Here is a 23,219-nt window from a genome sequence, read left to right on the forward strand (position 1 = left end):
GCACCGGGCGCGGCGCCACCGGGCGTGGCGGCGGAGCCGCTGCCGGCACCGGACGCGACGGCGGGGGCGGTGCCGGCGGGCGCGCAGCCGGTCGAGCTGCGGATCCCCCGCATCGGCGTCCGGACGTCGCTCGAGCACCTCGGCATCTCGGCCGACGGCAGCATCGAGGTGCCGCGCGACCCCGACCGCGCCGGATGGCTGGACGTCGGGCCGGCACCCGGGCAGCGGGGCCCGGCGGTCATCGCGGGGCACGTCGACTCCAGCACCGCACCGGCCGTGTTCTTCCGGCTGCGCGAGCTGCGCCCCGGTGACGAGGTGCAGGTGCTGCTCGCCGGCGGACGGGTCGTGCGCTTCACCGTCGACGAGGTGCAGCAGTACGCGAAGTCACGATTCCCGACCGCCGACGTCTACGGCCCGGTGCCGGGGCCGGTGCTCCGGCTGATCACCTGCGGCGGCACGTTCGACCGGGCCCAGGGGCACTACCGCGACAACCTCGTGGTCTACGCCAGCTAGAACCGGTCAGCTCGCGCGAGCCGACATGCCGAGGCGCACGTTCTGCAGCAGGCCGATCGCCAGCCAGGAGGCGAACATCGACGACCCGCCGTACGACACGAACGGCAGCGGCAGCCCGGTGACCGGCATGATGCCGAGGTTCATGCCGACGTTCTCGAACACCTGGAACGTGAACCAGCACGCGACGCCCACCGCGACCAGCCGCCCGAACAGCTCCTCGGCCCGGCGGGCGACCAGCAGCGCGCGCCAGAGCACGAACGCCTGCAGGGCGACCACCGCGCCGGCACCCACGAAGCCCAGCTCCTCCCCCGCGACCGAGAACACGAAGTCGGTCTGCTGGTACGGCACGAAGCCCCCCTGCGTCTGCGCGCCGTGGAACAGCCCCTGCCCCCAGGTGCCGCCGCCGCCGATCGCGATGCGCACCTGGCGGGTCTGGTAGCCGATGCCGCGCGGGTCGGCGGCCGGGTCGGCGAACGCGGTCAGCCGGTCCCTCTGGTAGCCGTCGAGCACGCCGGTGGTGAGCGCCAGGCCGACGCCCAGGGCGCCGACCACCAGCAGCCCGGCCACCCACCGCGCCGGCGCACCCGAGACGGTGACCACGCCGAGCAGCAGGGCGACCAGCACCAGCGCCGAGCCGAGGTCGGGCTGCAGCATCACCAGCCCGAGCGGGACCGCCGCGACCAGCAGCGCGAGCGCGACGTCGGCGTGCCGCGGGGTGTCGTCGACGTCGCGCTGCTCCGACAGCAGCAGCGCCATGGCGACGACGAGCGCGACCTTCGCGAACTCCGACGGCTGCACCGAGAAGCCGGCGGGCAGCACGATCCACGAGTGCGAGCCGTTGATGGTCGACCCGATCGGCGTGATGACGACGACCAGACCCACCACCGCCGCGAGGTACAGCACCGGCACGTAGGCCCGCAGCCCGCGGTAGTCGACGAGCGAGACGCCGGCGCCGAGCACCAGGCCGATGACCAGGTTCACCAGGTGCTTGGTGACCAGCGCGTCGCCCAGGGTGCGGCGGGTGGCCGACCAGATGAGCAGCGCGCCGACCAGCGACAGTGCCAGGGCGGCGAGCAGCAGCGGCCAGTCGAGCCGCACCAGCACGCTGCCGTGCTCGCGCGCCCGCCGGGCCCGCGTGCCGCGGTCGAGCAGCGCCCCGACGACGCTCACCGGGCGCTCCGGGTGCCGGCGTCCGGCAGGCCCTCGGTGGGCGCCACCGGCCCCTCGGGCGTGACGATCGTGCCGTCGGCGCGCACCGTGGGCAGCTTCGCCGGCGGCCTCCCGCCGGGCAGCGCCGCCTTCTCGGCGACCTTCTTCGACCCCCGCACCCCGTAGATCGCGGAGTAGACGTCGCGGACGATGCCGGCCGACGTCCCGGCACCCGTGCCGCCCTGGCTCACCACGGCCACCACCGCGTACTGCGGGTCCTTCGCCGGCGCGTACGACGAGAACCAGGACGTGGCCTGCTTGCCGTACACCTCGCCGGTGCCGGTCTTGCCCGCCACGGCCACCGGGAAGCCGCGGAACGCGCCCGCCGCGGTGCCCGACGTCACGACGCCGCGCAGCGCGCTGCGCAGGAACCGCAGCACCTCCGGGCGCACGGGGACCTTGCGCGCCACGTCCGGCTGCACGCGGCGCACCACCCGGCCGTCGGGTGCGACGACCGCCTTGGCGACGTGCGGCGTCCAGAGCGTGCCGCCGTTCGCGATCGCGCCGTAGACCAGCGCCATCTGCAGCGGGGTGACCGTGACGTCGCCCTGCCCGATGGAGAAGTTCGCCTCGTCACCGGCCCGGAACACGTACCCGCTGGCGCAGTTCTCCTTCGCCAGCTGCGACAGGAACCGGGCGCGCGCCGGGTCGTCGCGCTCGACCTCGGGATACCCGGTCTTCGCGCGCTTGCAGCTCAGCGCCTTCGTGGCCTTCCAGTAGTCCTGCTTCCACTGCCGGTCGGGGATGCGCCCGCTGCTGTCGTCGGGCAGGTCGACCCCGGTCTTCGCACCGAGCCCGAACGCCTTGGCCATCGCCACGAACGGGTCCTTGCTGTCGCTCGTCGCGGACTGCCCGCCCAGCCGCAGCCACGTCTCGTAGGCGAACTTGTAGAAGATCGTGTCGCAGCTGACCACGATCGCGCGGTGCAGGTCGATCGCGCCGTACGCCTCGGACTCGTAGTTGTGGAACGCCCGGTCGCCGACCTCGTACGAGCTGCCGCACTGGTACGTGCCGTGCAGGTCGTAGCCGCTCTGCACGGCCGCCGGCAGCGAGATCACCTTGAACGTGGACGCCGCGGGGAACTGGCCCTGCGTGGCGCGCGACACCAGCGGCGTGCCGGCGTCGGCGTCCGACAGCCTGGCCAGCTGCTTCGTGGTGATGCCGCCGAGCCAGACCCGCGGGTCGTACGTCGGCGAGCTGGCCATCGCCACCACCTGGCCGGTGCGGACGTCGAGCACCACCACCGCGCCCGAGTCGGCCTTCAGCAGCCCGCGGCCGCCCGGGTCCTGCCGCTCGCGCGCCGCGGCGATGCCCTTCGCGAGCGCCTGCTCGGCGGCCCGCTGCACCTCGGCGTCGATGCTCGTGACGAGGTGGTCGCCGGCCACCGGCGCGGACTGCTCGAGGGTGCCGGTGATGCGACCGCGGATGTCGACGCCGACGGTCTGCACGCCGGGGGTACCCCGCAGCGCGTCGTCGTACTGCTTCTCGAGCCCGGCGCGCCCGATCTGGTCGGTGCGCTGCAGCTCGGCGCGCCCGTCGCGGGCGGCCTGCGAGCTGGCCCGCAGCTCGGCGTCGGTCACCGGGCCGAGATACCCCAGCAGGTGGGCGGCGTTCACGCCGAGCGGCTCGGGGATCGTGCGCACCGCCTGCAGCTCGGCGGTCACCCCCGGGAAGTCCTCGCGCCGCTCCATGATCTGCAGCGCGACCTTCGGGTCGACGTCCTCGGCCACCGGCACCGGCTGGTACGGCGCGCCGTTGAAGCAGACCGGCGCCCGCGGCGCACCCTTCGTGCCGCACAGCTGCGTGCGACCCCACACGTCGTCGAACGGCTCGCCGAGCACGGTGGCCAGCCGGCCGATCAGCGCCCGGCCCTCGTCGTCGCTGTCGAGCAGCGTGGTGCGGCTGACCGACACCACGAGCGCCGAGCGGTTGGCCACCAGCGGCCGGCCGCGGTCGTCGAGCACCAGGCCGCGCACGGCCGGCGTCACGATCTCGCGCTCGCGGTTCGTCGACGCCGCGGCGGCGTAGCCCTCGGCGCCGAGCACCTGCACGGTGAACAGCCGGGCCACCAGCGTCACCAGCAGGCTCAGCACGAGCACGCCCACCAGCAGCAGGCGGCCGTCGGTGCGCCGCCGGGTCACCCGGCCTACCACCGCGCCACCTCCGGCACGTCGGGCTCGACCACGCGGTCGAGCACCACCACGAGCGGCACCACGAGCGCCGCGCCGACGACGGCGTAGGCCGCGCCGGCGAGGAGCGACCCGGCCCAGCCCGGTGCGGCGCCGAGCGCGACCAGCGCGGTCAGCAGCCGCCAGCACGTCGACACCAGCGACGCCGCAGCGGCCGCGACGAGCGGCAGCAGCGCCGAGCGGGCCACCGGCCGGTGCCAGCGCCCCGCCACCGCGCCGGCCAGGCCGTACCCGACCGCGGTGAGCCCGAGCAGCCCGGTGGCCGGGGGCACGAGATCCGCGAGCAGCCCCGCGCAGAGCCCGGCGCAGGCCCCGACGCGGCTGCCGCCGAGCAGGGCGAGCGCGACGACGACGAGCAGCGTGAGGTCGGGCGAGGCACCGGGCAGCGACCAGCGGGCCAGCACCGCGACGTCGAGCACCTGGGCCAGCACGATCAGCCCAGCGGCCAGCACCACCCGCGCCGGCGTCACGGCGTGCCCGGCGTGCTCGTGGCGGTCTTCGTCGGCTTCGGGGGCAGCACGGCGTCGCGGGGGTCGGTGCGGGGCGCCTGCACGACGACGCCGACGAGGTCGAGGGTGCCGGGGTCGACGAACGGCGCGACGGTGCCGCTGCGCGAGAGGGTGCCCGGGCTGATCTGCACCGAGCGCACCTCGCCGACCGGCACGCCGGGCACGAACGGGCGGTCGCCCTCGCTGCCGAGCGTCACCAGCCGGGCGCCGGGCTGCACGTCGGTCTGCGCGTCGAGCAGGTTCAGGTGCATGGGGTCGTCGCCCGCGCCGGTGGCCACGCCGATGCGGCCGGTGCGCTCGAGCCGAACCCCCACCGAGAAGTCGGGATCGGTCACCAGCAGCACGTCGGCGGTGGTCGGCCCGGCGCGCAGCACGCGACCGACCAGGCCGTCGCCGTCGAGCACGGTCATCTCGGGGCGCACGCCGTCGCGGGTACCGGCGTCGACGGTCACCCGGTGGGCGTCGTCCTGGCGCTGGGCGACGGCGACCACGCGGGCCGGCACGACGCGGTACCCGCCGAGGCCGGCCACCCGCAGCAGCCCGTCGAGCTCGGCGGCCCGGCGCCGGTCGTCGTCGCCGCTGGCCGCCTGCAGCCGCAGGGCGTCGTTCTCGCGACGCAGGGCCTCGGTCTGCTCGCAGGTGCCGCCGGTCAGGCCCCGCGCGGCGTCGGCCAGGTTGCCGCCCGCGGCGGACGCGAGGCCCTCCGCGGGGCCGAGCACCGCCGACACCGCCCCGCGCAGGCGGTCGGTGACGCCGCCCAGCGCGGCGGCGGCGTCGGCGAGCAGCAGCAGCACCGTGAGCACGACCAGCGGGGCGAGCACCGCCCGCGAGCGGCCCGGCCGCCTCGACCGGTCGACACCGCGCCGCGACGGGCGCGGCGCCCGGGGCGGAGTGGCAGGGGGTCGCAGCGACCCGCGCGGGGGGCTCACGGTCGGCGCGTGGTGGTGACGCGCTCGGTCACGGACGACGTTCGGGCACGAGCACGCGCTGCAGGGCGTCGAAGTCCTCGACGCACCGGCCGGAGCCGAGGGCCACCGACATGAGCGGGTCCTCGGCGACGTGGATCGGCATGCCGGTCTCGTGGCGCAGCCGGTCGTCGAGGTTCTTCAGCAGGGCGCCGCCGCCGGTCAGCACGATGCCGCGGTCCATGATGTCGCCGCTGAGCTCGGGCGGGCACTTGTCGAGCGTCGACTTCACGGCGTCGACGATCGCGTTCACCGGCTCCTCGATCGCCTTGCGGATCTCCTCGGAGCCGACGGTGATCGTCTTCGGCAGCCCCGAGACCAGGTCGCGACCGCGGATCTCGGCCTTCGGGTCGCCGTCGAGCGGCGCCGCCGAGCCGATGCTCATCTTGATCTCCTCGGCCGAGCGCTCGCCCAGCATCAAGGAGTACTCCTTCTTGACGTACTGGATGATCGAGCTGTCGAGCTCGTCGCCGCCGACCCGGATCGACTGCGCGGTCACGATGCCGCCGAGGCTGATCACCGCCACCTCGGTGGTGCCACCGCCGATGTCGACCACCATGTTGCCGGTGGGCTCCTCGATGGGCAGCCCGGCGCCGATCGCGGCGGCCATCGGCTCCTCGATGATGTAGACCCGCCGGGCGCCGGCGTGGCTCGCGGCGTCCTCGACCGCCCGACGCTCGACGCCGGTGATGCCGCTGGGCACGCAGATGACGATGCGCGGCCGGGCGAAGCGCGAGCGCTTGTGCACCTTGTGGATGAAGTAGCGCAGCATCCGCTCGGTGGTGTCGGCGTCGCTGATCACGCCGTCCTTCAGCGGGCGGATCGCCTTGATGTAGCCCGGGGTGCGCCCGATCATGCGCTTGGCGTCGAGGCCCACGGCCACCAGCTTGCCGGTGTGCTCGTCGATCGCCACGACGCTGGGCTCGTCGAGCACGACGCCCCGCCCCCGCACGTAGACGAGGGTGTTGGCGGTGCCGAGGTCGACGGCCATGTCACGGCCGATGAAGGACATGCTGCTCATGGAGCGGGGGTGCACCTCTCGGGACGAGTCGGGCAGGGCAGGCACCCATCGTACGCGGCTCCGGCGTCCGCCCAGGGCCCTCGCTGCACGGGCTCGGTCGTGAAGACGTCGTGCAGATCGGACCTCGCGGTCAGCCCAGCTCGGGGAACCAGATGCCGATCTCGCGGGCGCTCGACTCGGGCGAGTCGGACCCGTGCACGAGGTTCTGCTGCACCTTCAGGCCCCAGTCGCGGCCGAGGTCGCCGCGGATCGTGCCCGGCGCGGCGACGGTCGGGTCGGTGGCGCCGGCGAGCGACCGGAAGGCCTCGATGCAGCGCTCGCCCTCGATGACGACGGCGACGACCGGCCCGGACGACATGAACTCCAGCAGGGGCTCGTAGAAGGGCTTGCCCTCGTGCTCGGCGTAGTGCTGCTCGAGGGTGGCCCGCTCGACCGACCGCACGTCGAGGGCGACGAGCGCGTACCCCTTGGCCTCGATGCGGCGCAGGATCTCGCCGGTCAGGCGGCGCTGCACGCCGTCGGGCTTGACGAGGACGAGGCTGCGCTCGGTCATGGTGTGGCCTTTCGGGAGTCGGACGTCGGCCCCGACCCTACCGACCCGGCGACGGCCGCCACGCACCCCTCAAGCCGGTCGCTCACCCCGCCGACCTGCACGTGTGGACCGTGACACCCGGACGTCGGTCGCCCTGGCGCTCGTCGTCGTCGGCGCGGTGCTGGCCTGGCAGCGACCGTGGGACGCCCTGCCCGGACGGGCGCCCGCGTCCGCGCAGCCCGCCGACGACGCGGCACCGCGCACGCCGGCGCCGCCCCGGCCGGCCGGGCCGAGCCCCACCGCCACCGCGGGCGGGCTCGAGCTCGACCGCGTGCGCATCGCGCCCTGCGACCTCGATCGTGCCGGCGACCCGCTCGACCTGCGACCCGGTCCCGTGCCGGCGCACCCGACGTGGCAGCAGCCGGCCGGCCGCACCCGCGCCGTCGCCCTCGGCACGCTCGACGTGCGCGACGGCCGGATCGCCGGGCTCGACGGGCAGGGCGTGCCCTACGGCGAGGCCGGCGACGGTCTGCGGGTGCCGAAGGGGCTGCACCCGGCGACGCTGCTGCTGTGGCGCCCGGACGACCCGGCGCACCCCGACTGGCTGGAGGTCGCCGCCGTGGAGGTGCGCGTCGCCCCGGGCCGGGTGGCGCGCTGGCGCGACGTCGACGAGCTCGGCGCCGGGACCGGCGACGGGCTGCTCGCGCTGGCCGGCGTGGCGGCGCAGGCGCGGGTGGGGAACCACGGCGACGCGGCGGCCACCCTGGACGCCGCGGCCATCGACGCCTTCGACGTCGCCGACTGCCTGCGGTGGAGCACGCCGGCCACCCCGCGCGGGAGCGCAGCCGCCTACGTGGTGTCGACCGGCGGCGACGGCGGCTTCCCGGGCGCGGTCGGCGAGACGTCCGACGGGCGCCCGGTGGCGGTGCTGCTGTCGACCGGGCTGCTGCCCTGGAGCGACCTCGGCCTGCCGGGCACCCCGCCGCCCGAGGAGGTCGCCGACGAGCCGTGACCCGCCGGGACCGCCGGGGCCGCCTCAGCCCGACCGGGACGGTGCGGTCAGCCGCCGTGCGTGCGCTGCCACTCCTGCTCCTCGACGAGCCGGCGGGCGGTGACGACGTCCGCCCGGGCGCCCTTCACCAGCAGCACGACCCAGGTGACGGCGAGCGCGAGCCCGATGAACCACATGACGGGCAGCCAGACGCCGGTGAGCAGCAGCAGCACCTGCTCGACCCAGCCGAGGGCGTAGCCGGCGCGCGAGCGCAGCATGCCCGCGGCGAGCAGGCCCAGCACCGTGAGCACCAGCCAGCCGATCACGATCTGGCTGCCCGGCAGGGTCGTGAGGTCCTTGGCGGCGAGCGCCGCGAAGCCGGCGACGAACACGTCGCCCACCAGCACCATCGACGCGAAGGTGCGGCGCAGCGAGCGCGGGGGCCGCGCGGTCTGCACCGGCTCGGCGGCGGGGTCGGTGGAGGGGTCGCTCACGACGCGCCCAGCAGGATGCGCACCTCGGCGGCCATGGTGACCGAACCGGTCGCCAGCACACCGGCCCCGAGGTCGCCGTCGCGCTCGGCGAGGGTCACGGCGACGTCGAGGGCGGTCGGCAGGTCGCGGGCCACGTGCACCCGGTCCTCGCCGAAGACCTCCTCGGCCACCGCCGCGAGCTCGTCCGGCGGCGTGGACCGGCTGGACGACGTGCGGGTGACCACGATCTCGTCGAGCACCGGCTCGAGGGCCTCGAGGATGCCGAGCGGGTCCTTCTCCTGCAGCACGGCCACCACGCCGACGAGCCGGCTGAAGGCGAACGCCTCCTCCAGGCTGCCGGCGAGCGCCTCCGCACCGGCCGGGTTGTGCGCGGCGTCGACGACGACGGTCGGGCTGCGCCGCACGACCTCCAGCCGGCCGGGCGAGTCCATGCCGGCGACGGCGTCGCGCACCAGGTCGAGGTCGAGCCGGTCGCGACCGCCGCCGACGAACGCCTCGACGGCCGCGAGGGCGCAGGCCAGGTTGTGCGCCTGGTGCTCGCCGTGCAGCGGCAGGAACAGGTCGGGGTAGACCCCGCCGAGGCCCTGCACGGTGACGACCTGGCCCCCCACCGCGACCTCGCGCGCCAGCACCCCGATCTGCTGGCCCTCGACGGCGACGTCGGCGCCCACCTCACCGGCCCGGTGCAGCAGCACCTCGGCGGCGTCCTGCTCCTGCAGCCCGAGCACCGCCACGGCACCGGCCTTGATGATGCCGGCCTTCTCCCCCGCGATGGCCGCGCGCGTCGAGCCGAGCAGCCGCTCGTGGTCGATGGCGATCGGCGTGATCACCGCGACCTGCCCGTCGGCGACGTTCGTGGAGTCCCACGTGCCGCCGAGCCCGACCTCGACGACCATCGCGTCGACCGGGGCCTCGGCGAAGGCGGAGAACGCCATGGCCGTGAGCACCTGGAAGTAGTTGATGACCGGCTCGCCCAGCTCGGCGCTGTGCCGATCGACCATCTCCAGGAACGGCGCGACGTCGTCCCACGCGGCGACGAACGCCTCGGCCGAGATCGGCTGGCCGTCGATCGCGATGCGCTCGCGGACGTCGGTGAGGTGCGGGCTGGTGAACCGGCCGGTGCGGATGCCCAGCTCGCGCAGCAGCCGCTCGATCATCCGGGCCGTCGACGTCTTCCCGTTGGTGCCGGTCACGTGGATCATCGGCACGGTCCGCTGCGGGTCGCCCATGAGGTCCATCAGCTCGCGGATGGCACGCAGCGACGGGTCGACCTGGTTCTCGGGCGCCCGGGCGAGCACCGCCGCCTCGACCTCGCGCAGCCGCCGGTGCAGCTCGGCCTCGCGCTGCGCGGCGACCTGCTCGGCGTCCGGTCGTCCGCTGCTCATCCCGTCATCCTAGGAGCCGCCCACTCCGGCGCCGACCCGGCCGCGCACGACCCGGCCTCCCGGCGCCTCCCGGCGTGGCCCGGCGCGGCCCCGGGTCAGCTCGGCTCGGCCATGCTCCACAGCGCCCACAGCGTCGTGCGCAGCCGGCGCGGCTGCTCCAGCACCGTCACCACGCAGTGCGCGACGTCGTCGGCGCGCAGGAAGTCGGCCAGGGCGGGGTCGCCCTCGGTGCGGCCCGCGCCGATCGCGAAGCCGGTCTCGACGCCGGCCGGGCAGATGGTGCTGACCCGGATGCCCTCCTCGCGCACCTCGCGGTCGAGCGAGCCGGCCAGGCCGACCTGGGCGAACTTCGTCGCGGCGTAGACCGCCTCGTTCCCGCCGCCGCGCAGCCCGGCGACCGAGCTGATGACGACGACGTCGCCGCCGTCGCCCTGGGAACGGAACCGGCGCACGGCCGAGCGCAGGGCCCAGACGCTGCTGTCGACGTTGGTGCGCAGCATGGTCGTCACGTCGTCGTCGCTGGCGTCGAGGATGCCGCCGTAGGCGCCGATGCCGACGTTCGCCACGACGCTGTCGAGGCGTCCGAACGCCTCGACGGCACCGGCGACGAGCGCCTCGGCGCTGGCGGGGTCCTGCACGTCGCCCGGCACCGCGACGGCGCGGTCGGCCCCGAGCTCGTCGACCAGCAGCTGCAGCTGCTCGGCCCGGCGCGCCTGCACGGCCACCCGTGCCCCGTGCTCGACGAGCAGCCGGGCGGTCGCCTGCCCGATGCCGGAGGTGGCGCCGGTGACGGCGACGACGGTGCCGGTCAGGTCTCGGGTCTCAACGGGCATGCGGGGCTCCTGTGGTGGACGGCGTGGCTGAGGACGTGGTGGACGGCGTGGTGGACGGCGCGAAGCCCGCGGTGACGGGCAGCGGCGGCAGCGCGAGGTCGGGCGCGTCGACCACCCCGCCGAGCCGGGAGCTCTGGCGGCGCACCAGCACCGCGTCGAGGTAACGGGCGCGCGGCGGCTGCCGGTCGCCCGCGAGCCGGGCGGCGAGCATCTCGCCCGCCGCACGACCCATCTGGTAGGTCGGCTGGGCGACCGCGGTGACGGTGGGCGCCGAGAGCGCCCACCAGGGCAGGTCGTCGAAGCCGGCGACGGCGACGTCCTGCGGCACGCGCTGCCCGGCCTCCTGCAGGGCCCGCAGCACGCCGAGGGTCATCTGGTTGTTCGCCACGAAGATGCCGTCGGGGGGCTCGGGCAGCCGCAGCAGCGAGGACGTCGCGGCGTGCGCCGACTCCGCGTGGAAGTCGCAGTGGTGCTCGAGCTGCCCGTCGAGCCGGCGCCCGGCCGCCAGCAGCGCCTCGCGGTAGCCGCGCAGCCGCTCGGCGCCGACGGTGGTGTCGGCCCGGCCGGTGACGCACGCGATCCGGGTGCAGCCGGCGGCGATCAGGTGCTCGGTGGCCTGCCGCGCGGCGGCAGCGCTGTTGACCAGCACGGCGTCCGTGGGCTGCGACACCTCGCGGTCGACGCACACCACCTGGATGCCGGCCTGCTGCAGGTGCGACACGTCGGTGCTCTGCCGGGTCGGCGAGATGATCACCCCGGCCATCCGCTGCGCCACCACCATCTGCAGGTAGTCGGCCTCCGTGGCGGGGTCCTCGTCGGTGTTGGCGAGCACCACGGAGTAGCGCAGCGGCCGGGCGACGTCCTCGACGCCGCGCACCATCGAGGTGAAGAACGGGTTCTCGATGTCGGGGATGACGCACGCCCACACGCTGGCCACCTGCTTGCGCAGACCGCGGGCGACGAGGTTCGGCCGGTAGCCGAGCTGGTCGACCGCGCGCCGCACGTCCTCGCCGATCCGTTCGCCGACCTTGCCGCCGTTCAGGTACCGGGACACCGTGGCCGGTGAGACGCCGGCCAGCCTGGCGACGTCGGCCATGGTCACCGGGCCGTCTCCCGGCCGGCGGTCGGCGCTCACGCCCCGGCACCGGGGTAGGTGGTGGCCCAGGGCAGCACCGCCTCGAGCGCCGCACCGACCGCGAGCACGCCTGCGTCGTCGTGCCGCTGCCCGACCACCTGCAGGCCGACGGGCAGCCCGTCGGCGAGACCGGCGGGGACCGAGGCGGCGGGGTGACCGGTGAAGTTGAACGGGTACGTCAGGCACCACCCGATGGACGGGTCGACGGGCACGCCGCCGACCTCGCTGGGACCGGTGGTGGTGCCGTCGTCGCGGTTCGCGACGGGCAGCACGGCGAGCGTGGGGGTGACGAGCACGTCGACACCCTGCAGGACGTCGGCGACGGCGTCGAGCACGAGGCTGCGCAACCGCTCGTCGGCGCGCGCCTGCATCGCGCTGCGGTCGAGCGCGCCGAGCACGATGTCGCGGAACGCCGGGCTGAGCTCGTCGAGGTGGTCGCGCACCAGGTCGAACCCCCACGCCTTCACCCCCTCGAGGCTGTCGGCGTAGAGCACCCCCATGAGCCGGTTCCAGAGCGCGGCGAGCTCCTGCTGGTCGGCGGGCAGCCGCACGTCGACCTGCTCCACCCGCGCACCCGCGGCCGCCATCGCCTCGACCGCACGGGCGGCGACCGCAGCGACCCGCGGGTCGACCGGGAAGCCGCCGAGGTCGGGGCTCCAGGCCACCCGGAGTCCCCGCAGCACCGACGCCGGGTCGGCCGGCAGCGCAGCGAGGTCGACCGGGGACGCCGGCAGGCTGAACGGGTCGCGCGGGTGCGGCCCGGCCATGGCCGACAGCATGAGGGCGGCGTCGCCGACCGAGCGGGCCAGCGGGCCGGCGCTGACGAACGGGCTCGACGAGATGAAGGCGTCGGGTCGGGCGACCTCGGCCACCCGCCCGAAGCTCGGCTTGATGCCGAACAGCCCGCACCAGGCGGCTGGGATGCGCACCGAGCCGCCGCCGTCCGTGCCCTGGGCGAGCGGCACCAGCCCGGCGGCCACGGCCGCGGCGGCTCCGCCAGACGAGCCGCCGGCGTTGCGCGTCAGGTCGAACGGGTTGCGCGTCGGGCCGCTCACCAGGTTGTCGGTGACGCCCTTGTGCCCGAACTCCGGCGCGTTCGTCTTGCCGACGATCACCGCGCCGGCGTCCTCCAGCCGCTGCACGTACGAGGTGGTGGTGTCGGGGGTGAAACCCTTGAGCGGCACCGACCCGAAGGTGCCCGGCACGCCGGCGCGCAGGTCGAAGAGGTCCTTGATGGCGACCGGCACGCCGTGCAGCGGGCCGACCGGAGCGCCCGCGGCCAGTGCGCGGTCGCGGTCGCGGGCCTGCTGCATCGCCAGGTCGTGGGTGACGACGGTGAACGCGTTCACCTGCGTGTTGCCCGCGTCGATGCGCCGCAGGCAGTCCTCGGCCACCTCCACCGCGGTCGTCTCACCGCTGCGCAGCCGCGCGGCCAGCGCCGTCGCGGACTCGAACGACGGCTCGCTCATGCGTCCTCCTCCTGGCGGGCCGCGGCGGTCTCGGCCGCCTGCAGCGCCTCGGTTCGCGGGAAGCCGCCCTCCTGGAAGGGCGTCACCTGCGTGTCGTGCGACATGAGCACGGCGTCGGCGAGGTCGCGGATGCGGGCCACGCTCTCGATGCCGTGCTCGGTCGACCAGAGCAGGCCGCACGGCGTGCCGTCGGCCAGGCTCTCGCGGCTGTTCACCGCGTCGCCGCTGACGCACAGCACGCCGTCGTCGGTCTGCACCAGCAGCGACTGGTGACCGGGCGTGTGACCGGGCGTGCGCACCAGCCGCAGCCCGGGCGCGACGTCGAAGTGGTCGCGGTCGACCAGCGTGTAGTCGAACAGGCCGAGCGGGTGGTTGAGCCACGACTCGTTGTAGAGCACCCGCTGCGTCGCGATCGGCGCCTGCGCGAACTCCCACTCGGCGAGGCTCACGAAGAACTCGGCGTTCGGGAAGGCGGAGTTGTTGGCGCAGTGGTCGTGGTGCAGGTGCGTGTTCACCACGACGTCGACCGACGAGCGCGACCAGCCGAGCCGGTCGAGCGCGCCGTCGATCGTCTGCTCGGGCGCCTGCCAGGTGGGGCACATCAGCCGCGCCGTCCACTGCGGGTCGCTGATGCCGGTGTCGACGATCACCCGGCGGCCGCCACCCTCGATGGCCGCGCACCACACCGGGATGTCGACCTTCGTACCGAAGGACTTGCCGTACGACATCTCCGAGGCGTCGACGCGCATGTTGCCGACGTTGACGGCGGTGACGCGGTAGCGCGGGGCCTTCTCCCGGTGCCGCGCGACGTCGTCGGTGACGACGGGTGGCGGGGTGGGGCGGTCAACGACGTGCATAGCGCCTCGCAACGGTGCTCAGGGCGACGGCGACCACGAGCAGACCGCCGCTGAAGATGTACTGGAAGAACGTCGGCGCGCCGAGGATCGCCAACCCGTTGTACCCGAACCCGACGGTCAGCACGCCGATGAGCGTGCCGAGGATGTGGAACTCGCCGTCGCGCAGGGCGGCCGAGCCGAGGAACACCGCGGCGAACGAGTTCAGCAGGTAGGCGTCGCCGGCCGTCAGCTGGCCGCTGCCCACCCGCGACGACAGCAGCACGCCGCCCACCGCGGCCATCAGGCCGGCGATGACGAAGGCCCACACCCGCACCCGCTGCACGCGCACCCCGGACAGCCGTGCCGCCTCGGCGTTGCCGCCGACGGCCTGCATCTGCTGACCCAGCACGGTGCGGTTGAGCAGCAGCCAGAGCAGGCCGACCGCGAGCGCCATGAAGACGATCGGGTTGGGGATGCCGGCGACCTTGCCGAGCGCGAGGTCGAGGAAGTGCGGGTGCCCCACCAGCGTCTTGGGGATGCCGCCGGTGTACGCGTAGTTGACGCCGACGATGACCGTGCCGATGCCCAGCGTCGCGATGAGCGCGTTCACGTCGAGCACGGTGACCAGCAGCCCGTTCACCAGGCCCGCGACCACCCCGACGAGCAGGCCGACCACGACGGCGAGCCACAGCGGCTGGCCCTGGTCGCTCATCAGGCCGACGCAGAGGACGCCGGCGAAGCTGGCCTGGTACCCGATGCTCAGGTCGAACTCGCCGACCACGAGCGGCAGGGTGAGGCCGCACGCGACGATGGCGATGAGGCTGTTCTGCGTCAGCACGTTGGTGAAGTTCGAGACCGACAGGAACGTGCCCGGCGCCGCGATCGACAGCGCGACGATCATCACCGCCAGCCCGATGATCGTGCCGTACTTGCCGGCCACGGCCAGCGCCACCTTGCCGGGCGAGCGCGCGGACACCGGCTCGGCGACGGCGGCGCCGGCTGCGGTCGACGTCGTGGTCTGGGTCATGCGCTCTCCTGGGTGTGGTCGACGGGCGGCGGCTCGGCGAACGACGCGGTGAGGACGGCGGACTCGGTGAGCTCCGCCGCCGGGATGTCGGCGGTGACGCGGCCCTCGCGCAGCACGACGACGCGGTCGCAGCCGACCAGCTCGTCGTACTCGGAGGAGATGACGAGCACCGCCGTGCCGGCGGCCGCCTGCTCGCGGATGACGCGGTAGATCTCGGTGCGTGCCGAGACGTCGACCCCGCGCGACGGCTCGTCGAGCAGCAGGACGCGGCACGACCCGACCAGCCACTTGGCCATGACGACCTTCTGCTGGTTGCCGCCGGACAGGTGCTGCACGGGCTCCTGCGTGGAACGCGTCTTGATCCGCAGCTGGCGCACCATGCCCTCCGCCCGGTCGCGGCGCCGGCGCGGCGAGAGCAGGCGCAGCGGCCCGGTGCGGGTGCTGGCCATCGTGGGCAGGTTGACGTTGAAGTCGATGCTGCGCTGCAGGAAGAGCGCCTGCGAGCGGCGTTCCTCGGGCACCAGGGCCACCCCGGCCCGGATGCCGGCGACCACGTCGCGCGGGGCGTGCCGGCGCCCGTCGATCCACATGGCGCCGGCGTCGGGCTGGTCGGCGCCGAAGACCATCCGCGCGACCTCGGTGCGGCCGCTGCCCACCAGTCCGGTCAGGCCGACGACCTCCCCGGGCAGCACGTCGAGGTCGACCCCGCGCACCAGCGGGGCCCGCTGCAACCCGCGCACCCGCAGGGCGGGCTCGACGTCGGCCGCCGGGGCGCGGCCGGACGCCTCCGCGGCCGCCGGGACGTGCTCGCCACCGACGATGCCGCGCACCAGGGCGGGCCGGGTGATGGCCGCACCCTCGAGCCGCTCGACCACCCGGCCGTCGCGGAAGACGGTGACCGTCTGGCACAGGTCGACCACCTCGTCGAGCCGGTGCGACACGTAGAGCACGCTCACGCCCCCGGCGGCGAGCTGCCGCACGACGCCGAACAGCCGACGACACTCCTGCGCCGACAGCGACGCGCTCGGCTCGTCCATCGCCACCAGCCGCGCCCGGTGCACCAGCGCGCGCCCGATGCTGACCAGCCAGGCGTCGGCGATCGACAGGTGCTCGGCCGGGGTGTCGAGCGGCACCTCGAGCCCGAGCGTGCCGAGCACCTCCTTCGCCCGGGTGCGCAGCGCCCGCCAGGTCAGCAGCCGGGCCGGGCCGCGGTCCCACTGCCCGAGCGCCATGTTCTGCAGCACCGAGAACTTCGGTACCAGGGAGAGCTCCTGGTGGATGAACGCCAGTCCCAGGTCGTGCGCCGCCTGGGGCGAGCCCAGGGCCACCGGGGTGCCGTCGACCAGCACCTGCCCCTCGTCGGGGACGTGCGCGCCGGAGAGCACCTTGATGAGCGTCGACTTGCCGGCGCCGTTCGCGCCGACCAGACCGTGCACCTCGCCCGGCCGGAAGGCGGCCGACACCTGGGTCAGGGCGGCGATCGCCCCGAAGCGCTTGCTGACGTCACGGACCTCGACGACGGGGGCGCCGCCGAGGTCCGGCGCGTCTGCCTGGCTCACGATCAGCCGGCCTTGACGGCGTCCGGGTGCTCCGTCGCGAACGCGTCGTAGTTCGCCTTCGTGACCAGCACCGAGGGCGCCGGCACCTGCTGCGAGTCGCCCGAGGCGCCGTTCTTGATGGACTTGTCGAGCACGTCGACGAGGGTGCCGCCCACGGCGCTCTGATCGAACCAGAGGGTGGCCGTCATCGTGCCGTCCTGCACCGCGGCCAGGGCGGGCGGGACACCGTTGAACGAGTACACCTTCACGTCGTCGCGCTTCGTCTGCTTGAGCGCCGCGACGGCACCGAGCGCCGGGTCGTCGAAGCAGGCGTAGATCGAGAACGACGGTGCAGAGCCCTTCGGGTGCGCCGCGAGCCAGGCCAGCGTGGCGTTGGTGGCCGACTCGACCTGGCCCGGCACGGTCACCGCCTGCCGCGAGACCTTCAGGCCAGGCGCCTTCGCGGCGACCGTCTCGTTGAAGGACGCGAGCCGCAGCTGGCACGGGCGACCGCCGAGGTAGGTGAGCGTCAGCACGTCGCCGGCGCCCTTCGAGTCGTCGATCAGCTGCTGGGTGACCTTCTCGCCCTGGCTGTCGTCGACGTTCACCGCGATGCCCGGGGCCGTGCCCCCGCCGCTGCTGACCACCGGCACGTTCGCCGGGCCCGTCGCGGCCAGCCCCGCGGCCAGCGACGACGTCGGGAACACGGTCACCGCGATGCCCGACACCTTGCGCTGCACGAGGTTCTGCATCGCGGTGTTGGCCTGGTCGACCTGACCCTGCGCGTCGATGACGGTGACGTCGTAGCCCAGCGCGGCGGCCTTCTCCTTCGCCGACGCGACCACGATGTTGGCCGAGGGGTCGGTGCCGGAGAACGTGATGAGGCCGATCGACTTCTTGCCGCCGGACTGTGCGGCCGGCGTCGAGCCCGACCCGGCGTTCTCGGCCGCCGAGCTGCAGGCGGTCAGGGCGAGACCGGCGACGACCGCGCCGGCGACGAGCAGCTTCGACCGCATGGGCCATCCTCCGGGAGTGGTGAGAAATCGATTTCACAGAACCTAGGGACGGCTTGCGACGCCGTCAAGGGCCCTGTGGCAACGACTTGAGTTCGCCGCTGGAGGCTGTGGTCGAGCCGGCGTGAAATGGTTTTCACCACTCAGGTCGCCCGGTCGTCCACGCGCCTGCCCGAGGTGGTGAACCCGGGACCGGTCTCCCGACGTAGCACCTGGTGACGGACGCGATCGTCACCACGGGGAGAACGTCGCGAGACCCAGGAGCCAGCAGATGACCGACCGGACGCAGAGCCACCCGCCCGAGACCCCCGTGCTGCGCCGGGTGCGCGAGGGCGTCATCGGGGCCGGGCTGGTGCTCGACGGGCCGTACGGGGCGCGCAGCGCGGTCTACGCCGACTGGACGGCGACGGGGCGCTCCATCGACCTCGTCGAGGACTGGATCCGCGCGCAGGTGCTGCCCCGCTACGCCAACACCCACACGGAGTCGTCGGCCACAGGCGCCCAGACCGGGCTGCTGCGCGAGGACGCCCGGGCCGAGATCGCCGCCGCGGTCGGTGCCGACGCGGGCGACGCCGTGGTGTTCTGCGGCTCCGGCGCCACCGCCGCGATCCACAAGCTGGTCGAGGTGCTCGGCCTGCGCATCCCGTCGGCGGCCGAGGACCGGTGGCACCTCGAGCAGCACGTGCCGGCGGACGAACGACCGCTCGTGCTGCTCGGCCCCTACGAGCACCACTCCAACGAGCTGCCCTGGCGCGAGTCGCTGGCCGACGTGGTGACGATCCCCGAGGACGCCACCGGGCGGGTCGACCTCGACCGGCTGGAGGACGAGCTGCGCCGGGCGGGACGTCGTCCGCTGGTCGTCGGCTCGTTCTCCGCCGCCAGCAACGTGACCGGCATCCTGGCCGACACCCGTGCGGTGAGCCGGCTGCTGCACCGGTACGGCGCGCTGGCGTGCTGGGACTACGCCACGGCGGCGCCGTACACCGAGATCGAGATGCACCCGGCCGACGACCCGCTCGCGGCCAAGGACGCCGTGTTCATGAGCCCGCACAAGCTGCCCGGCGGCCCCGGCACGCCCGGCGTCCTGGTGGTGCGCGCGTCGCTGCTGCGCAACCGGGTGCCGGCGGTCGTGGGCGGTGGCACGGTCTCCTACGTCGGCGCCAGCCAGCACGACTACGTGGCCTCCCCCCACGAGCGCGAGGAGGGCGGCACCCCGGCGATCGTCGAGTCGGTGCGGGCCGGGCTGGCCTTCCGCCTCAAGCGGGCGATCGGCGTCGACGTCATCACCGCTCGCGAACGGCACCACGTCGAGCGGGCGCTGCAGGCGTGGGCCGACCACCCGGCCATCGAGGTGCTCGGCGACCAGGTCGCCGAGCGGCTGCCGGTCATCAGCCTGCTCGTGCGGCACCCGGAGGGGCGGCTGCTGCACCACGAGTTCGTCGTGACCCTGCTCAGCGACCTGTTCGGCGTGCAGGCCCGCGGCGGGTGCTCGTGCGCCGCGCCGTACGGCCACCGGCTGCTCGGCATCGACGACGAGCGGTCGCAGGCGTACCGCGCGGTCGTCACGGACGGCTGCTCGGGCATCAAGCCGGGCTGGGTGCGGCTCAGCCTCGGCTACCTCATGTCGGCGCCGGAGCTCGAGCACGTGCTCGAGGCGGTGCTCCTGGTGGCCGAGCACGGGCACCGGCTGCTCGCCGACTACGCCTTCGAGCCGGCCACGGGTCGCTGGCGGCACCGGCGCTCCGACGCGGCGGCACCGGTGCGATTGACGGACCTGACCTTCGACGCCGACGGCACGCCCCGGTGGCCGACCACCGCGCAGCCGCCCGCACCGGGCTCCCTCGTCGACCAGCGCGCGTCCGCGCTGGACCGCCTGCTGTCGGCCCCGGCCGTGCCGGACGACGGGGGCGCGGCGTTCGCGCACCGGCTGGGCGCCGAGGTCGAGCGGCTGCGCTGGTTCGCGCTGCCCGCGGCCTGCCTGGCGCCGCTCGACGACCGCGCGGCCGCCGTCGACGCCGGGCCCACCAGCGAGCCCGGCGTCGAGCTGGACCTACGCGCCGTCGACGCGTTCCACCTGCACGCGTAAGGCCAGCCCGTCGCCGACGCTGGCCTCGGCCACGCCCTCTCCCGGGGGCAGGAGGTCGAGGTCGGCGGCCAGCCCGGCCTGCACGGCGAGCGTCTCGTCCATCAGCAGCTGCTGGTGCTCGGTGAGAGCCGCCCAGACGGGCTGCTCGCCCACGACGGTGAGCCGGATGCGGTCGCTGACGTGGAAGCCGGCGTCGCGCCGTGCCTGCTGCACCACGCGGACGACGTCGCGCACCAGGCCGACGGCCTCGAGCTCGGGCGTCACCCGGGTGTCGAGCACCACGAAGCCGTCGCCCGGCAGCAGGCCGGTGACGCTGCCGTCGTCGCCGTCGCCCTCGACGACCAGCTCGACGGTGTACTCGCCGTCCTGCAGCACGATCCCGCCTGACGTCACCACGCCGTCCGACTCGTGCCAGTCACCGCGCTTGCTCGCCTGGATGGCGGCCTGCACGTCGCGGCCGAGCCGCGGTCCGGCGGCCCGGGCGTTGACCACGAGCCGCCTGGTCAGGCCGCCGGCGAAGTCGCCGGGAGCCGCGAGCCGCACCTCGCCGACGTTCACCTCGTCGGCCACCAGGTCGGCGAACCGCTGCAGCGCAGCGCTGTCGGAGGCCACGACCGTGACCGATGGCAGCGGCAGCCGCACCCGCAGCTGCTCGGCCTTGCGCAGCCCCAGCACCACCGAGCAGACCTCGCGCGCGCGGTCCATGGCGATCACCAGGTCGTCGTCGGCCGGCAGCTGCTCGGCGTCCGGCCAGTCGGCGAGGTGCACGCTGCGCCCGCCGGTGAGCCCACGCCAGACCTCCTCGGTCGTCAGCGGCAGCAGCGGCGCGCAGACCCGGGTCAGCACCTCGAGCGTCGTGTACAGCGTGTCGAACGCCGAGCGGTCGTCCTCGCCCCAGAACCGCTCGCGCGACCGGCGCACGTACCAGTTGGTCAGCACGTCGAGGAACCGTTGCACCGAGGCGCAGGCCGCGCTGATGTCGGTGACCTCGAGCTGCTCGCCGACGTCCGTCACCAGCCCGCGCAGCTTCGCCAGCAGGTAGCGGTCGAGCACGTCGGTCGAGGCCGTCGACCACTGCGCGTCGTAGCCCTTCCCGCCGTCGAAGGCGTTGGCGTACAACGAGAAGAAGTACCAGGCGTTCCACAGCGGGATGAGCACCTGCCGGACGCCGTCGCGGATGCCGCGCTCGGTGACGACCAGGTTGCCGCCGCGCAGCACCGGCGACGACATGAGGAACCACCGCATCGCGTCGGAGCCGTCGCGGTCGAACACCTCGCGCACGTCGGGGTAGTTGCGCAGGCTCTTGCTCATCTTGCGGCCGTCGTCGCCGAGCAGGATGCCGTGGCTCAGCGCGCTGCGGAACGCCGGGCGGTCGAACAGCGCCGTGGCCAGCACGTGCATCGTGTAGAACCAGCCGCGCGTCTGGCCGATGTACTCGACGATGAAGTCACCCGGGTAGTGGTGCTCGAACCACTCGCGGTTCTCGAACGGGTAGTGCACCTGGGCGAACGGCATCGACCCCGACTCGAACCAGCAGTCGAGCACCTCGGGCACCCGGCGCATCGTCGAGCGGCCGGTCGGGTCGTCGGGGTTCGGGCGGGTCAGCTCGTCCACGTACGGCCGGTGCAGGTCGTCGGGGCGGACGCCGAAGTCGCGCTCGAGCTCGTCGAGCGAGCCGTACACGTCGACCCGCGGGTACGTGGGGTCGTCGCTCTTCCACACCGGGATCGCGCTGCCCCAGTAGCGGTTGCGGCTGATCGACCAGTCGCGCGCGTTCGACAGCCACTTGCCGAACGAGCCGTCCTGGATGTGGTCGGGCACCCAGGTGATGTCGCGGTTGAGCTCGACCATGCGGTCCTTGATCTTCGTGACCTGCACGAACCAGCTCGACACCGCCTTGTAGATGAGCGGCTCGCCGCAGCGCCAGCAGTGCGGGTAGGGGTGCTCGTAGCTCTCGAGCCGCAGCAGCAGCCCCCGCTCGCGCAGGTCGCGCGCGATCACGGAGTTGGCCTCGAACACGTGCATCCCGGCGTACGGCGGGACCTCCGCGGTGAACTCGCCCTTGCTGTCGACGGGCACGACCGGCTCGATGCCGGCCGCGTCGGTGACGACCTTGTCCTCCTCGCCGAAGGCGGGGGCGATGTGCACGATGCCGGTGCCGTCGTCGGTGGTGACGTAGTCGGCGGCCAGCACCCGGTGCGCGTTCTCCCGGCCGACGAAGAAGTCGAAGGGCGGCGTGTAGCGGCGGCCCAGCAGGTCGGTGCCCTTCAGCCGCTGCACCAGCCGGCCCTGCTCCTCGGCGTCGGCGACGCTCGTCAGGCCGAGCTCGCGCTCGTAGCGGCCGACGCGCTCGGCGGCGAGCACCAGGCGCTCGCCCGCGAAGGGGCCCTCGGCCGGGCCGGTCACCACGACGTAGTCGACGTCGGGGTTGACGGCAGCCGCGAGGTTGCTGGGCAGCGTCCACGGGGTCGTCGTCCAGATCATCGCCAGCTCGCCGGTCTCGAGCCGCAGCCCGACGGTGACCGCGGGGTCCTGACGCTGCCGGTAGACGTCGTCCATGCGGGTCTCGGTGTTGCTCAGCGGGGTCTCGCAGCGCCAGCAGTACGCCAGCACCCGGAAGCCCTCGTAGATCAACCCCTTGTCCCACAACGACCTGAAGGCCCACATGACCGACTCCATGTAGTCGGTGTCGAGGGTCTTGTAGTCGTTGTCGAAGTCGACCCAGCGCGCCTGCCGGTCGACGTACTCCTCCCAGTCCTTGGTGTACGTCAGCACCGACGAGCGGCACACGTCGTTGAACGTCGCGACGCCCATCGCGTCGATCTCGGACTTGTGGCGGATGCCCAGCTGCTTCTCGGCCTCGACCTCGGCGGGCAGGCCGTGGCAGTCCCAGCCGAACCGGCGCTCGACGCGGCGCCCGCGCATCGTCTGGAAGCGCGGCACGACGTCCTTCACGTACCCGGTCAGCAGGTGGCCGTAGTGCGGCAGGCCGTTCGCGAACGGCGGGCCGTCATAGAAGACGAACTCGTTGCTGCCGTCGGGCCCGGCGTCGCGCTGCTCGACGCTGGCCCGGAACGTGCCGTCGGCGTCCCAGTACCGGCCGATGCGCTCCTCGATCTGCGGGAAGCGGGGGGACGCCGGCACCGTCGCGGGTGCGTGCTCGTCGCTGACCTTGGGGTACGTCATCGGGGTGCCTCTCGCGGGACGTCGGTCGCTGCCCGCGAGGACGACGTCACCCGGCGAACCGGGCGGCACCGCGGTACCACCTCGCTTGCCCCGTCTCAGGGGGCCGCTCGTCATCCGGCTGCTGGTGCGGGCCGGTCCGCCCGGTTCTAGTGAGGGCTCGCGCCCCGTTCTTCCGGAGGCTCCCCGGTGATGGCCGGTTCGACGCCTGCTGAGGATGGTACCCGCACCGACCGGCGCACCTCGAGGGTGATACCCGGTCAAGTCGCCGCACCGGCACGCCGACACCGG

The 23,219-nt window shown here is 74.2% G+C and carries 19 protein-coding genes; 3 read left to right on the forward strand and 16 right to left on the reverse strand.

Annotated features, from left to right (window positions below; all coding sequences use genetic code 11):
* The coding region (locus ACYVI6_RS04525; RefSeq protein ID WP_460445225.1) for a class F sortase at nt 1–513 on the forward strand (513 nt) is incomplete at its 5' end.
* Between the two features lie 6 nt (nt 514–519).
* Here the strand turns inward: ACYVI6_RS04525 and rodA are convergent.
* The 6 genes from rodA to ndk all read right to left on the reverse strand — a co-directional run bounded on the left by rodA (nt 520) and on the right by ndk (nt 6,959).
* On the reverse strand, nt 520–1,683 hold the full coding sequence (rodA, locus tag ACYVI6_RS04530) for a rod shape-determining protein RodA (protein WP_460445226.1): 1,164 nt from the start codon (nt 1,681–1,683) through the stop codon (nt 520–522).
* Nucleotides 1,680–3,863 (reverse strand): penicillin-binding protein 2, encoded by a 2,184-nt coding sequence (gene mrdA, locus ACYVI6_RS04535; protein ID WP_460445227.1) that lies wholly within the window; start codon nt 3,861–3,863, stop codon nt 1,680–1,682. The genes rodA and mrdA overlap by 4 nt, the downstream gene beginning before the upstream one ends.
* 5 nt (nt 3,864–3,868) lie before the next feature.
* The gene (mreD, locus tag ACYVI6_RS04540; protein ID WP_460445228.1) at nt 3,869–4,381 is read right to left on the reverse strand and encodes a rod shape-determining protein MreD; all 513 of its coding nucleotides are present in this window, start codon (nt 4,379–4,381) and stop codon (nt 3,869–3,871) included.
* Entirely contained in the window at nt 4,378–5,241 is an 864-nt protein-coding gene (mreC, locus tag ACYVI6_RS04545; RefSeq protein ID WP_460445229.1) for a rod shape-determining protein MreC, read from the reverse strand. The genes mreD and mreC overlap by 4 nt, the downstream gene beginning before the upstream one ends.
* 136 nt (nt 5,242–5,377) lie before the next feature.
* Nucleotides 5,378–6,397 (reverse strand): rod shape-determining protein, encoded by a 1,020-nt coding sequence (locus tag ACYVI6_RS04550; RefSeq protein ID WP_460445273.1) that lies wholly within the window; start codon nt 6,395–6,397, stop codon nt 5,378–5,380.
* A gap of 139 nt (nt 6,398–6,536) precedes the next feature.
* Nucleotides 6,537–6,959 carry a nucleoside-diphosphate kinase gene (gene ndk, locus ACYVI6_RS04555; RefSeq protein ID WP_460445230.1) on the reverse strand — a complete coding sequence of 141 codons (423 nt, stop codon included), beginning with the start codon at nt 6,957–6,959 and terminating at the stop codon, nt 6,537–6,539.
* A gap of 103 nt (nt 6,960–7,062) precedes the next feature.
* Here ndk and ACYVI6_RS04560 point away from each other — a divergent pair, with 103 nt between their 5' ends.
* A complete protein-coding gene (locus ACYVI6_RS04560; RefSeq protein ID WP_460445231.1) occupies nt 7,063–7,950 on the forward strand; it encodes a hypothetical protein in 888 nt (295 codons plus the stop codon).
* 47 nt (nt 7,951–7,997) lie between these two features.
* Here ACYVI6_RS04560 and ACYVI6_RS04565 read toward each other — a convergent pair whose 3' ends face one another.
* From ACYVI6_RS04565 to ACYVI6_RS04605, 9 genes are all read right to left on the reverse strand, one after another.
* Nucleotides 7,998–8,423: a DUF4233 domain-containing protein gene (locus ACYVI6_RS04565; protein ID WP_460445232.1), complete on the reverse strand. Its 426-nt coding sequence runs from the start codon at nt 8,421–8,423 to the stop codon at nt 7,998–8,000.
* A complete protein-coding gene (locus tag ACYVI6_RS04570; RefSeq protein ID WP_460445233.1) occupies nt 8,420–9,808 on the reverse strand; it encodes a bifunctional folylpolyglutamate synthase/dihydrofolate synthase in 1,389 nt (462 codons plus the stop codon). The genes ACYVI6_RS04565 and ACYVI6_RS04570 overlap by 4 nt, the downstream gene beginning before the upstream one ends.
* Nucleotides 9,809–9,903: 95 nt before the next feature.
* On the reverse strand, nt 9,904–10,641 hold the full coding sequence (locus tag ACYVI6_RS04575) for an SDR family oxidoreductase (RefSeq protein ID WP_460445234.1): 738 nt from the start codon (nt 10,639–10,641) through the stop codon (nt 9,904–9,906).
* Nucleotides 10,631–11,776: a LacI family DNA-binding transcriptional regulator gene (locus ACYVI6_RS04580; RefSeq protein WP_460445235.1), complete on the reverse strand. Its 1,146-nt coding sequence runs from the start codon at nt 11,774–11,776 to the stop codon at nt 10,631–10,633. The genes ACYVI6_RS04575 and ACYVI6_RS04580 overlap by 11 nt, the downstream gene beginning before the upstream one ends.
* Entirely contained in the window at nt 11,773–13,245 is a 1,473-nt protein-coding gene (locus ACYVI6_RS04585) for an amidase (RefSeq protein WP_460445236.1), read from the reverse strand. The genes ACYVI6_RS04580 and ACYVI6_RS04585 overlap by 4 nt, the downstream gene beginning before the upstream one ends.
* Complete coding sequence (locus ACYVI6_RS04590) at nt 13,242–14,102, reverse strand: N-acyl homoserine lactonase family protein (protein ID WP_284287722.1); 861 nt, start codon at nt 14,100–14,102, stop codon at nt 13,242–13,244. The genes ACYVI6_RS04585 and ACYVI6_RS04590 overlap by 4 nt, the downstream gene beginning before the upstream one ends.
* Nucleotides 14,089–15,108 (reverse strand): ABC transporter permease, encoded by a 1,020-nt coding sequence (locus ACYVI6_RS04595; protein WP_460445237.1) that lies wholly within the window; start codon nt 15,106–15,108, stop codon nt 14,089–14,091. Before ACYVI6_RS04595 ends, ACYVI6_RS04590 begins: the two co-directional genes overlap by 14 nt.
* Entirely contained in the window at nt 15,105–16,667 is a 1,563-nt protein-coding gene (locus ACYVI6_RS04600; protein ID WP_460445238.1) for a sugar ABC transporter ATP-binding protein, read from the reverse strand. Before ACYVI6_RS04600 ends, ACYVI6_RS04595 begins: the two co-directional genes overlap by 4 nt.
* A 2-nt stretch (nt 16,668–16,669) precedes the next feature.
* Nucleotides 16,670–17,662, reverse strand: a complete 993-nt coding sequence (locus ACYVI6_RS04605) for a sugar ABC transporter substrate-binding protein (RefSeq protein WP_460445239.1) — start codon at nt 17,660–17,662, stop codon at nt 16,670–16,672.
* 268 nt (nt 17,663–17,930) lie between these two features.
* Between ACYVI6_RS04605 and ACYVI6_RS04610 the strand changes: the two genes are divergently transcribed.
* Nucleotides 17,931–19,745 (forward strand): aminotransferase class V-fold PLP-dependent enzyme, encoded by a 1,815-nt coding sequence (locus ACYVI6_RS04610; RefSeq protein ID WP_460445240.1) that lies wholly within the window; start codon nt 17,931–17,933, stop codon nt 19,743–19,745.
* Here the strand turns inward: ACYVI6_RS04610 and ileS are convergent.
* Entirely contained in the window at nt 19,710–22,931 is a 3,222-nt protein-coding gene (ileS, locus tag ACYVI6_RS04615) for an isoleucine--tRNA ligase (protein ID WP_460445241.1), read from the reverse strand. The two genes, ACYVI6_RS04610 and ileS, sit on opposite strands and share 36 nt — an antisense overlap.
* Nucleotides 22,932–23,219: the final 288 nt, after the last annotated feature.

It is taken from the genome of Angustibacter aerolatus, assembly GCF_054776675.1.

Excerpts from the sequence above, each read along its gene's own strand:
- ndk (WP_460445230.1), bottom strand. The coding sequence starts at position 6,959 with ATGACCGAGCGCAGCCTCGTCCTCGTCAAGCCCGACGGCGTGCAGCGC.
- ACYVI6_RS04595 (WP_460445237.1), bottom strand. The coding sequence starts at position 15,108 with ATGACCCAGACCACGACGTCGACCGCAGCCGGCGCCGCCGTCGCCGAG.
- ACYVI6_RS04570 (WP_460445233.1), bottom strand. The coding sequence starts at position 9,808 with ATGAGCAGCGGACGACCGGACGCCGAGCAGGTCGCCGCGCAGCGCGAG.
- ileS (WP_460445241.1), bottom strand. The coding sequence starts at position 22,931 with ATGACGTACCCCAAGGTCAGCGACGAGCACGCACCCGCGACGGTGCCG.
- ACYVI6_RS04605 (WP_460445239.1), bottom strand. The coding sequence starts at position 17,662 with ATGCGGTCGAAGCTGCTCGTCGCCGGCGCGGTCGTCGCCGGTCTCGCC.
- ACYVI6_RS04575 (WP_460445234.1), bottom strand. The coding sequence starts at position 10,641 with ATGCCCGTTGAGACCCGAGACCTGACCGGCACCGTCGTCGCCGTCACC.
- ACYVI6_RS04590 (WP_284287722.1), bottom strand. The coding sequence starts at position 14,102 with ATGCACGTCGTTGACCGCCCCACCCCGCCACCCGTCGTCACCGACGAC.
- ACYVI6_RS04550 (WP_460445273.1), bottom strand. The coding sequence starts at position 6,397 with ATGTCCTTCATCGGCCGTGACATGGCCGTCGACCTCGGCACCGCCAAC.
- ACYVI6_RS04610 (WP_460445240.1), top strand. The coding sequence starts at position 17,931 with ATGACCGACCGGACGCAGAGCCACCCGCCCGAGACCCCCGTGCTGCGC.
- ACYVI6_RS04585 (WP_460445236.1), bottom strand. The coding sequence starts at position 13,245 with ATGAGCGAGCCGTCGTTCGAGTCCGCGACGGCGCTGGCCGCGCGGCTG.